Source organism: Dactylosporangium sp. NPDC005555 (genome assembly GCF_040605635.1).
In the GTDB taxonomy this organism is placed as follows: Bacteria; Actinomycetota; Actinomycetes; order Mycobacteriales; family Micromonosporaceae; genus Dactylosporangium.
The window spans coordinates 466,766-479,731 of record NZ_JBEXDG010000001.1 but is presented as its reverse complement, the minus strand read 5'-3'; the positions used below and the strand labels follow the sequence as shown (position 1 = coordinate 479,731).

Annotated in this window: 13 protein-coding genes; all 13 read left to right on the top strand. The window is 67.3% G+C overall.

What is annotated here, in order from left to right; translation table 11 throughout:
- Window positions 1-68 precede the first annotated feature (68 nt).
- The 13 genes from ABZS58_RS02315 (at window position 69) to rpsS (ending at window position 12,950) form a co-directional block, all read left to right on the top strand.
- Complete coding sequence (locus ABZS58_RS02315) at window positions 69-3,956, top strand: DNA-directed RNA polymerase subunit beta' (RefSeq protein ID WP_354776664.1); 3,888 nt, start codon at window positions 69-71, stop codon at window positions 3,954-3,956.
- A gap of 73 nt (window positions 3,957-4,029) precedes the next feature.
- A complete protein-coding gene (locus ABZS58_RS02310; RefSeq protein ID WP_354776662.1) occupies window positions 4,030-4,365 on the top strand; it encodes a hypothetical protein in 336 nt (111 codons plus the stop codon).
- A gap of 1 nt (window position 4,366) precedes the next feature.
- Window positions 4,367-4,801: a hypothetical protein gene (locus ABZS58_RS02305; protein ID WP_354776660.1), complete on the top strand. Its 435-nt coding sequence runs from the start codon at window positions 4,367-4,369 to the stop codon at window positions 4,799-4,801.
- Window positions 4,802-5,158: 357 nt separating this feature from the next.
- The gene (gene rpsL / locus ABZS58_RS02300) at window positions 5,159-5,533 is read left to right on the top strand and encodes a 30S ribosomal protein S12 (RefSeq protein WP_033357671.1); all 375 of its coding nucleotides are present in this window, start codon (window positions 5,159-5,161) and stop codon (window positions 5,531-5,533) included.
- A 1-nt stretch (window position 5,534) separates the two neighbouring features.
- Window positions 5,535-6,005: a 30S ribosomal protein S7 gene (gene rpsG, locus ABZS58_RS02295; protein WP_354776658.1), complete on the top strand. Its 471-nt coding sequence runs from the start codon at window positions 5,535-5,537 to the stop codon at window positions 6,003-6,005.
- A gap of 48 nt (window positions 6,006-6,053) precedes the next feature.
- A complete protein-coding gene (gene fusA / locus ABZS58_RS02290; RefSeq protein WP_354776656.1) occupies window positions 6,054-8,153 on the top strand; it encodes an elongation factor G in 2,100 nt (699 codons plus the stop codon).
- Between the two features lie 130 nt (window positions 8,154-8,283).
- Window positions 8,284-9,477 carry an elongation factor Tu gene (gene tuf / locus ABZS58_RS02285; protein ID WP_203845076.1) on the top strand — a complete coding sequence of 398 codons (1,194 nt, stop codon included), beginning with the start codon at window positions 8,284-8,286 and terminating at the stop codon, window positions 9,475-9,477.
- Window positions 9,478-9,851: 374 nt separating this feature from the next.
- Window positions 9,852-10,160: a 30S ribosomal protein S10 gene (rpsJ, locus tag ABZS58_RS02280; RefSeq protein WP_018347762.1), complete on the top strand. Its 309-nt coding sequence runs from the start codon at window positions 9,852-9,854 to the stop codon at window positions 10,158-10,160.
- Between the two features lie 11 nt (window positions 10,161-10,171).
- The gene (rplC, locus tag ABZS58_RS02275; protein ID WP_354776654.1) at window positions 10,172-10,843 is read left to right on the top strand and encodes a 50S ribosomal protein L3; all 672 of its coding nucleotides are present in this window, start codon (window positions 10,172-10,174) and stop codon (window positions 10,841-10,843) included.
- Window positions 10,840-11,499: a 50S ribosomal protein L4 gene (gene rplD / locus ABZS58_RS02270; protein ID WP_354776652.1), complete on the top strand. Its 660-nt coding sequence runs from the start codon at window positions 10,840-10,842 to the stop codon at window positions 11,497-11,499. Before rplC ends, rplD begins: the two co-directional genes overlap by 4 nt.
- Before the next feature lie 2 nt (window positions 11,500-11,501).
- Entirely contained in the window at window positions 11,502-11,804 is a 303-nt protein-coding gene (gene rplW / locus ABZS58_RS02265) for a 50S ribosomal protein L23 (protein WP_354776651.1), read from the top strand.
- A gap of 12 nt (window positions 11,805-11,816) precedes the next feature.
- A complete protein-coding gene (rplB, locus tag ABZS58_RS02260) occupies window positions 11,817-12,656 on the top strand; it encodes a 50S ribosomal protein L2 (RefSeq protein ID WP_354776649.1) in 840 nt (279 codons plus the stop codon).
- Between the two features lie 12 nt (window positions 12,657-12,668).
- Window positions 12,669-12,950: a 30S ribosomal protein S19 gene (gene rpsS / locus ABZS58_RS02255; RefSeq protein ID WP_203845081.1), complete on the top strand. Its 282-nt coding sequence runs from the start codon at window positions 12,669-12,671 to the stop codon at window positions 12,948-12,950.
- The last annotated feature ends 16 nt before the right edge of the window (window positions 12,951-12,966 follow it).

Genomic DNA, 12,966 nt, shown 5'->3' with positions numbered 1-12,966 from the left:
CCAGCAGACCGGCGCCCACCACGACCTAGCAATTACCCGAGCAACTGAATCGTGAGGACATAGACGAAGTGCTCGACGTCAACTACTTCGACGAACTGCGCATCGGTCTGGCCACTGCTGACGACATCCGCCAGTGGTCGCACGGCGAGGTCAAGAAGCCCGAGACGATCAACTACCGCACCCTGAAGCCGGAGAAGGACGGGCTCTTCTGCGAGAAGATCTTCGGTCCTACCCGGGACTGGGAGTGCTACTGCGGTAAGTACAAGCGGGTCCGGTTCAAGGGCATCATCTGTGAGCGCTGCGGCGTCGAGGTGACCCGTGCCAAGGTCCGCCGTGAGCGCATGGGCCACATCGAGCTCGCCGCCCCGGTCACGCACATCTGGTACTTCAAGGGTGTGCCCAGCCGGCTCGGCTACCTGCTCGACCTGGCGCCGAAAGACCTTGAGAAGATCATCTACTTCGCGTCGTACGTGATCACCAGCGTCGACAAGGAGGCCCGCCACCGCGACCTCGCCACCCTCGAGAACGAGGTCTCGGCGGAGAAGCGTCAGGCGGAGAACGCCCGCGACTCGGAGATCGAGAAGCGTGCCGCGAAGCTGGAGCAGGACCTCGCCGAGCTTGAGGCCGAGGGCGCGAAGGCCGACGTGCGCCGCAAGGTCAAGGAGTCCGGCGAGCGCGAGATGCGCCAGATGCGGGACCGCGCGCAGCGTGAGATCGACCGTCTCGACGAGGTCATGGACACGTTCCGGAAGCTGGACCGCAAGAACCTCATCACCGACGAGCTGCTCTACCGCGAGCTGCGCGACCGGTTCGGTGAGTACTTCACCGGCGCCATGGGTGCCGAGGCGATCAAGGCGCTCCTGGAGAACCTGGACCTCGACGACGAGGCCGAGTCGCTGCGCGAGACCATCCGCAGCGGCAAGGGCCAGCGCAAGATCCGGGCGCTCAAGCGGCTGAAGGTCGTCGCGGCGTTCCTCAACACCGCCAACTCGCCGCTGGGCATGGTCCTGGACTGCGTCCCGGTCATCCCGCCGGACCTGCGTCCGATGGTCCAGCTCGACGGTGGCCGCTTCGCCACCAGCGACCTCAACGACCTGTACCGGCGCGTGATCAACCGCAACAACCGGCTCAAGCGCCTGATCGACCTGGGTGCCCCGGAGATCATCGTCAACAACGAGAAGCGGATGCTGCAGGAGGCCGTCGACGCGCTGTTCGACAACGGTCGCCGCGGTCGTCCGGTCACCGGCCCGGGCAACCGGCCGCTGAAGTCGCTGTCCGACATGCTCAAGGGCAAGCAGGGCCGCTTCCGGCAGAACCTGCTCGGCAAGCGCGTCGACTACTCCGGCCGTTCGGTCATCGTCGTCGGCCCGCAGCTCAAGCTGCACCAGTGCGGCCTGCCGAAGCAGATGGCGCTGGAGCTGTTCAAGCCGTTCGTGATGAAGCGCCTGGTGGACCTCAACCACGCGCAGAACATCAAGTCGGCCAAGCGCATGGTCGAGCGTCAGCGTCCGGTCGTGTGGGACGTGCTGGAGGAGGTCATCGCGGAGCACCCGGTGCTGCTCAACCGCGCGCCGACCCTGCACCGCCTGGGCATCCAGGCCTTCGAGCCACAGCTGGTCGAGGGCAAGGCCATCCAGATCCACCCGCTCGTCTGCACCGCCTTCAACGCCGACTTCGACGGCGACCAGATGGCCGTGCACGTGCCGCTGTCCGCGGAGGCGCAGGCCGAGGCCCGCATCCTCATGCTGTCCAGCAACAACATCCTCAAGCCGGCCGACGGCAAGCCGGTCACCATGCCCACCCAGGACATGGTCATCGGCCTGTACCACCTGACGCACATCCAGAAGAACCTGCTCGGCGAGGGGCGCACCTTCAGCTCCGACGCCGAGGCCCGGATGGCGTTCGACAACGGCGAGCTGCACCTGCAGGCCCTGGTGAAGATCCGCCTGCGCGGCATCATCGGCGTCGACAACGGTGCGGCCGGCCCGCAGTGGGAGGCCCCGGAGGGCTGGCAGTCCGGCGACACCGTCACGGTCGAGACGACCCTGGGCCGGGTGCTCTTCAACGAGACCCTCCCGGTGGGCTACCGCTTCGTCAACTACGAGATCCGCAAGGGTCAGCTGTCGGCGATCGTCAACGACCTGGCCGAGCGCTTCCCGAAGGTCTCCCTCGCGGCGACCCTGGACGCGCTGAAGCTGGCCGGCTTCCACTGGGCCACCTGGTCCGGCGTCACCATCGGCATGGAGGACGTCATCCAGCCGCCTCGTAAGCGCGAGATCCTCGAGCGCTACGAGAAGGAGGCCGAGCGGATCGACAAGCAGTACCAGCGCGGTCTCATGACGGCCGAGGAGCGTCGCGGCGAGCTCATCGAGATCTGGACCAAGGCGACCAGCGAGGTCGCCAAGGAGATGGAAAGCGCGCTGCCGCAGGAAAACCCGTTGTGGAAGATGATCAACTCGGGCGCCCGCGGTAACCTGCTCCAGCTCCGCCAGATCGCCGCGATCCGTGGCCTGGTGGCCAACCCGAAGGGCGAGATCATCCCGCGGCCGATCAAGGCCAGCTACCGGGAGGGTCTGTCCGTGCTGGAGTACTTCATCTCCACGCACGGCGCGCGGAAGGGTCTGGCCGACACCGCGCTGCGGACCGCAGACTCGGGTTACCTGACCCGTCGTCTGGTGGACGTGTCGCAGGACGTCATCATCCGGGAAGAGGACTGCGGCACCGACCGCGCCATCCCGATGACGGTCGGCGAGCTGCACGACGGCGTCATGCGCATCCACCAGCACGCGGAGACGGGCGTCCACGCTCGTACCCTCGCCGACGACGTCCGCGACAAGGACGGCAAGCTCGTCGCCGAGCGCGGCACGGACATCAACTCGATCACGGTCGACCTGCTGGTCGCGGCCGGGACCGAGACGGTGCGGGTGCGCAGCGTGCTCACCTGCGAGTCGAAGCTCGGCGTCTGCGGCGCCTGCTACGGCCGGTCGCTGCCCACGGGCAAGACGGTCGACGTCGGCGAGGCGGTCGGCATCATCGCCGCCCAGTCGATCGGTGAGCCCGGCACGCAGCTGACGATGCGTACCTTCCACACCGGTGGCGTCGCGGGTGAGGACATCACCCAGGGTCTGCCCCGTGTCCAGGAGATCTTCGAGGCCCGTGTGCCGAAGGGTAAGGCGCCCATCGCCGACACCCCCGGTCGCGTGCGCATCGAGGACGGCGAGCGCATGCGGAAGATCATCATCGTGCCGGACGACGGCAGCGAGGAGATCGTCCACGACAAGCTCAGCCGGCGCACCAAGCTGCGCTACCAGGACGGCGAGCACGTCGAGGTCGGCGAGAAGCTCACCGAGGGCACGATCGACCCGCACGAGCTGCTGCGCATCATGGGTCCCCGGGCGGTCCAGGTCCACCTGACCTCCGAGGTCCAGGAGGTGTACCGCTCGCAGGGCGTGCTCATCCACGACAAGCACATCGAGATCATCATCCGGCAGATGCTCAAGCGGGTCACGGTCATCGACTCCGGCTCCACCGAGTTCCTGCCCGGTGTGCTGGTCGACCGTGCGCTGTTCGAGGCGGAGAACCGTCGCGTCGTCGCCGAGGGCGGCGAGCCGGCGGCCGGCCGTCCCGTGCTCATGGGTATCACCAAGGCGTCCCTGGCGACGGAGTCGTGGCTGTCCGCGGCCTCGTTCCAGGAGACGACCCGGGTGCTGACCGACGCGGCGATCCACGCGCGCAGCGACTCGCTGATCGGTCTGAAGGAGAACGTCATCATCGGCAAGCTCATCCCGGCGGGTACCGGCATCAGCAAGTACCGCAGCATCCGGGTCGAGCCGACCGAAGAGGCGAAGGCGAAGGTCTACTCGATGACCGGCTACCCGGAGGCCGACTACGGCTTCGGCCCGGCCAGCGGGCAGGCGGTCCCCCTGGACGACTTCGACCTGGGCTCCTTCCGCTAAGCGGCACATCCACCACGAGGGCGGGGACCACATGGTCTCCGCCCTCGCGGTGTGTACCGGATAGGCTCGGGTGGTGACGTCATCGACGCGCCATCCGCTCGACCCGGACCCGGTCCGCGCCACCAAGGCCTCGGCCGTCTTCGGGCTCGGCCTGCTGTCCGTGGTGACCGGGCCGTTCCTCGGCGGGCTGATCCCGGCGACCCTGGCGCTGCTCATGGCCAAGGAGTCCCACCGCGAGCTGGTCGCCGCGGAGGGCTTCCTGCTGGGCGCCAGGAGGCTCCGTAACGGCGTGCGGCTCGCGTGGACGGGCATCGTGCTGTCGATCGCCGCGCTGGTCGTCCTGGCGATCCTGGGCCTGCTGGCCTATGCCCGTAGCCGCGGCACCGACTTCGACCCGTTGGTGAACTGACGTGACCTACCCGTATCAGCGGCAGCCGCCGCCCCCGCACGCCCAGCCGGCCGGGATGCGGATCGACCACGTCCAGGGGACCCCGTTCGGGGTCGCCTACCCGATGGTCCAGCCGGTCCCCAACGGCCCGGCGATCGGCAGCCTCGTCGCCGGCATCGCGTCGGTCTTCGTCGGTCTGACCGTCAGCTGCTTCGGCCTGCTCGGCGCGTCCGAGGGATGGGGCCCGGTCGCCGGTGGGGCGTTCACCATCCTGGCGGTCTTCCTGGGCCTCGGAGCCGTCGGCCTGGGCGTGTTCGGGATGCGGCAGATCCGCAGGGTGGGCCGCCTGGTGAGCGGCCGGGGGATGGCCCTCACGGGCGTCGTGCTCGGCTCGGTCGGCGCCGGCATCGGCGTCCTGTCACTCATCGCCGCGTTTCTGTTGGCCGCGACCACCTAAGGGGCCGGCGACCAGCACGGACACCGATGATGCGACCCCAAGGACGGGCGGATCAGACACCAGGTACTCTTGGTGTGAAGAGTGTTCCGTCTTGGGGCCGAGCCGTCGATTTTGACCAGCGTCCTCACGGTGGGTACTCTTTCCCCTCGTGCCCGGCTTTGCCGGGCAACTCGTGCGTGCGTCCACAACGGCCCGCCATCCGCGGGTTGAGGGTGGATGCAAACCGCGAAACCCGGTTGGCACTTCTTGGACCGGGTTCGCGCGGCGGGCGACACGCCCGACCGCGGGTGCCGGTCACGCCGTGGAGACAGCGAAGAAGAAGACGTGCGGCCGCGAGGCCGAAGGGAGACAGGCCCAGTGCCTACGATCCAGCAGCTGGTCCGCAAGGGCCGCCAGGCGAAGCTGAGCAAGACCAAGACGCCGGCGCTCAAGGGCAGCCCGCAGCGGCGTGGCGTCTGCACGCGTGTGTACACCACCACGCCGAAGAAGCCGAACTCGGCGCTGCGCAAGGTGGCCCGTGTGCGACTGAGCAACGGTATCGAGGTGACGGCCTACATCCCCGGTGTCGGTCACAACCTTCAGGAGCACTCGATCGTGCTGGTCCGTGGTGGCCGAGTGAAGGACCTCCCCGGCGTCCGGTACAAGATCATTCGCGGTTCGCTGGACACCCAGGGTGTCCGTAACCGCAAGCAGGCTCGCAGCCGGTACGGCGCGAAGAAGGAGAAGAGCTGACATGCCGCGTAAAGGCCCCGCGCCGCGCCGGCCCCTGGTGGCGGACCCGGTCTACAACTCCCTGCTCGTCACCCAGCTGATCAACAAGATCCTGGTCGAGGGCAAGCGTCAGCTCGCCGAGCGCGTTGTCTACAACGCCCTCGAAGGCTGCCGGGAGAAGTCAGGCACCGACCCCGTCGTCACGCTGAAGCGCGCGATGGACAACGTCAAGCCGACCCTCGAGGTCCGCAGCCGCCGCGTCGGTGGCGCGACCTACCAGGTGCCGGTCGAGGTGCGCCCTCCCAGGGCCGTGACGCTGGGTCTGCGCTGGCTGGTCAGCTACTCGCGGGCCCGTCGTGAGAAGACCATGGTGGAGCGGCTCATGAACGAGCTGCTGGACGCCAGCAACGGGCTCGGGGCCGCTGTGAAGCGCCGCGAGGACACCCACAAGATGGCGGAGTCCAACAAGGCCTTCGCGCACTACCGCTGGTAAGCGACGCTCTACCAAGCAATCCGACGAGAGACGAAGTAGGGATTCGAAGTGGCTGCCTCAGACGCTGCCCTTGCCAAGGTCCGGAACATCGGCATCATGGCGCACATCGACGCCGGTAAGACGACGACGACTGAGCGCATCCTGTTCTACACCGGCATCACGTACAAGATCGGTGAAGTCCACGAGGGCGCTGCCGTCATGGACTGGATGGAGCAGGAGCAGGAGCGGGGCATCACCATCACCTCCGCCGCCACGAAGTGCGAGTGGAAGGGCCACGTCATCCAGATCATCGACACGCCCGGCCACGTCGACTTCACGGTCGAGGTCGAGCGGTCGCTGCGGGTCCTGGACGGTGCGGTAGCGGTCTACGACGGCGTGGCCGGCGTGGAGCCGCAGACGGAGAACGTCTGGCGCCAGGCCGACAAGTACAACGTTCCGCGTATGTGCTTCGTCAACAAGCTGGACCGCACCGGTGCCGACTTCTTCCGCTGCGTGCAGATGATGATCGACCGGCTCAACGCGACCCCGCTGGTCCTGCAGATCCCGATCGGCCTGGAAGGCGACCACATCGGCGTCGTCGACCTCCTGGAGATGCGTGCGCTCACGTGGCGCGGCGAGACCCAGAAGGGCGAGGACTACGCCATCGAGGAGATCCCCGCGGATCTCGCCGACCAGGCGGCCGAGTGGCGCGACAAGCTCCTCGAGACGCTGTCGGAGACCGACGACGACATCATGGTCCGCTACCTCGACGGCGACACGTTCGACGTCAAGGAGCTCAGGGCCGCGATCCGCCGGGCGACCATCGCCGGCAAGCTCAACCCGGTCGTCTGTGGCTCGGCGTTCAAGAACAAGGGCGTCCAGCCCATGCTCGACGCCGTGGTCGAGTTCCTCCCGTCGCCGCTGGACATCCCCGCCGTCGAGGGCATCGCCACCGACGGCGAGACCCCGCTGCTGCGCAAGCCGGACAATGCCGAGCCGTTCTCGTCCCTGGCCTTCAAGATCCAGACGGACAAGCACCTCGGCAAGCTCACCTACGTGCGCATCTACTCCGGCACGCTCGAATCCGGCGCCCAGGTGGTCAACTCCACCAAGGACCGTAAAGAGCGGATCGGCAAGATCTACCAGATGCACGCGAACAAGCGTGAGGAGCGGCCCAGCGCTCAGGCGGGTGACATCATCGCGGTGCAGGGTCTCAAGCAGACCACCACGGGTGACACCCTCTGTGACCCGGCGCACCAGGTGATCCTGGAGTCGATGACGTTCCCGGAGCCGGTCATCCAGGTCGCGATCGAGCCGAAGAGCAAGGCCGACCAGGAGAAGCTGGGCACCGCCATCCAGCGCCTGGCCGAGGAGGACCCGACCTTCCGCGTCAAGAACGACGAGGAGACCGGCCAGACCATCATCGCCGGCATGGGCGAGTTGCACCTCGACATCCTGGTCGACCGGATGCGCCGCGAGTTCAGCGTCGAGGCCAACATCGGCAAGCCGCAGGTGGCCTACCGCGAGACCATCAAGGGCGTCGTCGACAAGATCGACTACGTGCACAAGAAGCAGACCGGTGGCTCGGGTCAGTACGCGAAGGTGGTCGTCAAGCTCGAGCCGCTGGAGATGACAGCGGACGGCCCGACCTACGAGTTCGTCAACGCGGTCTCGGGCGGTCGCATCCCGAAGGAGTTCATCCCTTCGGTCGACGCCGGCGCCCAGGACGCGATGCAGTACGGCGTGCTCGCGGGCTACCCGGTGGTGGGCGTCAAGCTGACGCTTCTCGACGGGCAGTACCACGAGGTCGACTCGTCGGAAATGGCGTTCAAGATCGCTGGCTCGATGGTGATGAAGGAGGCGGCCCGCAGGGCTACTCCCACCCTCCTCGAGCCGTTGATGGCCGTCGAGGTCACCACCCCGGAAGAGAACATGGGCGACGTGATCGGCGACCTCAACTCCCGGCGCGGCACCATCCAGGCGATGGAGGAGCGCGGCGGTGCCCGTGTCGTCCGCGCCACGGTGCCGTTGTCGGAAATGTTCGGCTACGTCGGCGACCTGCGGTCGAAGACCCAGGGCCGGGCGAGCTACTCGATGCAGTTCGACTCCTACGCCGAGGTTCCCGCGAACGTCGCCAAGGAGATCATCGCGAAGGCGACCGGGGAGTAGTTCCCGGTCCGCGGCCGCGAGGCTGCATCAGCGGGCCTGAGGCTTCAGCCGCCAGACCCAAGTCGACAGGGTGCGTTGACCGCTTCAGGCGTCAACGCACCGCGAACCAGAAGTCCACAGGAGGACACCAGTGGCGAAGGCGAAGTTCGAGCGGACTAAGCCGCACGTCAACATCGGCACCATCGGTCACATCGACCACGGGAAGACGACGCTGACGGCGGCCATTACCAAGGTGCTTCACGACCGCATGCCGGACGTGAACCCCTACACCCCGTTCGACGAGATCGACAAGGCGCCGGAGGAGAAGGCCCGCGGCATCACGATCTCGATCGCACACGTCGAGTACCAGACCGAGGCCCGGCACTACGCCCACGTTGACTGCCCCGGTCACGCCGACTACATCAAGAACATGATCACCGGTGCCGCGCAGATGGACGGCGCGATCCTGGTGGTCGCGGCGACCGACGGCCCCATGCCGCAGACCCGCGAGCACGTGCTGCTGGCCCGCCAGGTCGGCGTCCCCTACATCGTGGTGGCGCTGAACAAGAGCGACATGGTCGACGACGAGGAGCTCCTGGAGCTCGTCGAGCTCGAGGTTCGTGAGCTGCTGTCGAGCCAGGAGTTCCCGGGCGACGACGCTCCGGTCGTGCGTGTCTCGGCCCTGAAGGCCCTCGAGGGCGACCCGAAGTGGTCGGACTCCCTCATGGAGCTCATGGGCGCCGTGGACAGCGCGATCCCGCAGCCCGAGCGCGAGACCGAGAAGCCGTTCCTCATGCCCGTCGAGGACGTCTTCACGATCACCGGTCGTGGCACGGTCGTGACCGGTCGTGTCGAGCGTGGCATCCTCAAGCCGAACGAGGAGGTCGAGATCGTTGGCATCCGTGCCAAGTCGATGAAGACCACCTGCACGGCGATCGAGATGTTCCGCAAGATCCTCGACGAGGCGCGTGCCGGCGAGAACGTCGGTCTGCTCCTGCGTGGTATCAAGCGCGAGGACGTCGAGCGCGGCATGGTCGTGGTGAAGCCGGGTAGCAACACCCCGCACACCGAGTTCGAGGCGACCGTCTACATCCTCTCCAAGGAGGAAGGTGGCCGGCACACCCCGTTCTTCCAGAACTACCGGCCGCAGTTCTACTTCCGCACCACGGACGTCACGGGCGTCGTCACGCTGCCGGAAGGCACCGAGATGATCATGCCCGGCGACAACACCGCGATGACCGTGTCGCTCATCCAGCCCATCGCGATGGAGGAAAACCTCCGCTTCGCGATCCGCGAGGGTGGTCGCACCGTCGGCGCCGGCCGTGTGACGAAGATCCTCAAGTAAAGACCTGAGGCACCCCGATTTCACTTTGTCGCACCTCGTGCGGCATAATGGTCGGGTTGCGTCGCGGGGCGGTCGAGACTGCTCGATGCTGAGCTGTTACGCCACAAGTGGCAGCTCTTGGAGAAGTCTCGACCGCTTCCGCGCGGCGTCAGTCTTGCGACTGGCGCGCGCCCCTGCGTTTTGGGCGTGGCACGCCCTGGGGTAGGTCTCCGGAAGCCACCAGCAGTCCTGAGAAGGACGTCGGTGGCGGAGCCTGGCCCTTGGCCGCGACACGCCCGACCGCGGGGGTCGGACAGACCAAATAGGCGGCACCGGACCCTTCGGGGTTCCGCGAGGTCGAGAGACTTCGCATGAGAGAGGGAACTGAAGCCACCATGGCGGGACAGAAGATCCGCATCCGGCTCAAGGCCTACGACCACGAGGTCGTCGACTCCTCGGCGCGGAAGATCGTCGAGACGGTCACGCGCACCGGGGCTCAGGTCGCTGGGCCGGTGCCGCTGCCCACTGAGATCAACCGCTACTGCGTGATCCGCTCGCCGCACAAGTACAAGGACTCGCGCGAGCACTTCGAGATGCGCACGCACAAGCGTCTGATCGACATCATCGACCCGACCCCGAAGACGGTTGACTCGCTCATGCGGCTCGACCTGCCGGCTGGTGTCGACATCGAGATCAAGCTGTAGGGACCGGACTTATGGACAGGCAAGTCAAGGGCATCCTGGGTGAGAAGCTCGGCATGACCCAGATCTGGGACAACGGCAAGGTCGTCCCGGTGACTGTGGTGCAGGCCGGCCCGTGCGTCGTGACCCAGGTGCGCACGGCTGACAACGACGGTTACTCCGCGGTCCAGCTCGCGTGGGGCCAGATCGACCCGCGCAAGGTCAACAAGCCGCGGTCGGGCCACTTCGCCAAGGCGGACGTCGCCCCCCGTCGTCACATCGTGGAGCTGCGGACCACCGACGCCGGCGAATACTCGCTCGGCCAGGAGATCACCGCCGAGAGCTTCACCGCGGGCCAGCGCATCGACGTGACCGGCCGCACCAAGGGCAAGGGCTACGCCGGTGTCATGAAGCGGCACGGCTTCCACGGCCTGCGCGCGAGCCACGGTGTCGAGCGCAAGCACCGCTCGCCGGGTTCCATCGGCGCCTGCGCGACCCCGGGTCGCGTCTTCAAGGGCGTGAAGATGGCCGGCCGCATGGGTGGGGTGCGCTTCACCGTGCAGAACCTCACCGTCCAGGCGGTCGAGCTGGAGCAGGGTCTGATCCTGATCAGGGGTGCGGTCCCCGGCCCGAAGGGCAGCCTCGTGCTGCTGCGCAGTGCCGCGAAGGTCGACCTGAAGTCGCAGAAGGGTGGGATCACCAAGTGACCACCGTTGACATCAAGACGGTTGACGGCGCCACGAACGGCACCGTCGAGCTGCCGGACGCGATCTTCGACGCGCAGGCCAGCATCCCGCTGCTGCACCAGGTCGTCGTGGCCCAGCTCGCCGCGGCCCGCCAGGGCACGCACAAGGTCAAGACGCGGGGCGAGGTGTCCGGCGGTGGCCGCAAGCCCTACAAGCAGAAGGGCACCGGCCGCGCCCGTCAGGGCTCGATCCGCGCGCCGCAGTTCACCGGCGGTGGCGTCACGCACGGCCCCGTGCCGCGTGACTACACCCAGCGGGTGAACAAGAAGATGAAGGCCGCCGCGCTGCGCGGGGCGCTCTCCGACCGGGCCCGCGAGGGTCGCATCCACGTCGTGGAGAGCTTCATCAGCGGCGACGCGCCGAAGACCAAGGACGCTCTCAAGGTGCTGCGTGGGATCACCGACGCGCGCCGCGTCCTCGTGGTCCTGCCGCGCGACGACGAGGCCAACTGGCTGAGCCTGCGCAACGAGCAGTCGGTGCACCTCCTGGTGGCCGACCAGCTCAACACGCACGACGTGCTCGTCGCCGACCAGGTCATCTTCACGGCCGCGGCGCTCGACGAGTTCCTGGGCGTGCCGGCGGACAACAGCGCCGACGAGACCACTGAGGAGGCCTGATCATGGCGACGATCGCCGATCCACGCGACGTGATCATCCAGCCGGTGGTCTCTGAGAAGAGCTACAGCGAGCTCAACCGCAACTGGTACACGTTCCTGGTGCACCCGGACGCGAACAAGACCGAGATCAAGATCGCGATCCAGCAGATCTTCAGCGTCCGCGTCCTGTCGGTCAACACCATCAACCGCGAAGGCAAGCGCAAGCGGACCCGCACGGGTTGGGGCAAGCGCAAGGACACGAAGCGGGCGATGGTCAAGCTCGCCGACGGTGACCGGATCGAAGCCTTCGGCGGACCGGTCAGCTGAGGGGTATAGACGATGGCTATCCGTAAATACAAGCCGACGACCCCGGGTCGTCGTGGTTCGAGCGTTGCCGACTTCGCGGAGATCACCCGATCGACGCCGGAGAAGTCGCTCCTCGTCCCGCTGCCCAGCAAGGGCGGACGCAACGTCCACGGCCGCGTCACCGCGCGCCACCAGGGCGGCGGCCACAAGCGCCAGTACCGGTTGATCGACTTCCGGCGTGCCGACAAGGACGGGATCCCCGCCAAGGTCGCGCACATCGAGTACGACCCCAACCGGACCGCGCGGATCGCGCTGCTGCACTACGCCGACGGCGAGAAGCGCTACATCATCGCGCCGAAGGACCTGAAGCAGGGCGACCGTGTCGAGGCCGGGGTCGGCGCCGACATCAAGCCGGGCAACAACCTGCAGCTGCGCAACATCCCGGTCGGCACCACCGTGCACGCGGTGGAGCTGCGCCCGGGCGGCGGCGCGAAGCTCGCCCGTTCGGCCGGCGTCGGCGTCCAGCTGCTGGGCCGTGAGGGCCAGTACGCGACGCTGCGCATGCCGTCCGGCGAGATCCGGCGCGTGGAGGTGGCCTGCCGGGCCACCATCGGCGAGATCGGCAACGCCGACCAGTCGAACATCAACTGGGGCAAGGCCGGCCGCATGCGCTGGAAGGGCAAGCGCCCGACCGTTCGTGGTGTCGCCATGAACCCTGTCGACCACCCGCACGGTGGTGGTGAGGGTAAGACCTCTGGTGGTCGCCACCCGGTCAACCCGAAGGGCAAGCCGGAGGGCCGTACGCGGCGCAAGGGCCAGCCGAGCGACCGACTCATCGTCCGTAGGCGTTACGCCACCCGGAAGCGCGGCTAAGGAGCCTGAGCAATGCCTCGCAGCCTCAAGAAGGGCCCGTTCGTCGACGACCACCTCATCAAGAAGGTGGAAGTCCAGAACGCCAAGAACTCCAAGAACGTCATCAAGACCTGGTCGCGCCGATCGACGATCATCCCCGACATGCTCGGGCACACGATCGCCGTCCACGACGGGCGTAAGCACGTTCCCGTCTTCGTGACGGAGGCGATGGTCGGGCACAAGCTCGGCGAGTTCGCGCTGACCCGCACCTTCAAGGGTCACGAGAAGGACGACCGGAAGAGCCGCCGCCGCTAAGGCAGCCAACTAAAGG

Bases quoted from the DNA above. Each gene is read 5' to 3' on its own strand.
- rplB (WP_354776649.1), top strand. From the start codon at position 11,817: ATGGCTATCCGTAAATACAAGCCGACGACCCCGGGTCGTCGTGGTTCG.
- rplC (WP_354776654.1), top strand. From the start codon at position 10,172: ATGGACAGGCAAGTCAAGGGCATCCTGGGTGAGAAGCTCGGCATGACC.
- rpsJ (WP_018347762.1), top strand. From the start codon at position 9,852: ATGGCGGGACAGAAGATCCGCATCCGGCTCAAGGCCTACGACCACGAG.
- rpsG (WP_354776658.1), top strand. From the start codon at position 5,535: ATGCCGCGTAAAGGCCCCGCGCCGCGCCGGCCCCTGGTGGCGGACCCG.
- rplW (WP_354776651.1), top strand. From the start codon at position 11,502: ATGGCGACGATCGCCGATCCACGCGACGTGATCATCCAGCCGGTGGTC.
- rpsS (WP_203845081.1), top strand. From the start codon at position 12,669: ATGCCTCGCAGCCTCAAGAAGGGCCCGTTCGTCGACGACCACCTCATC.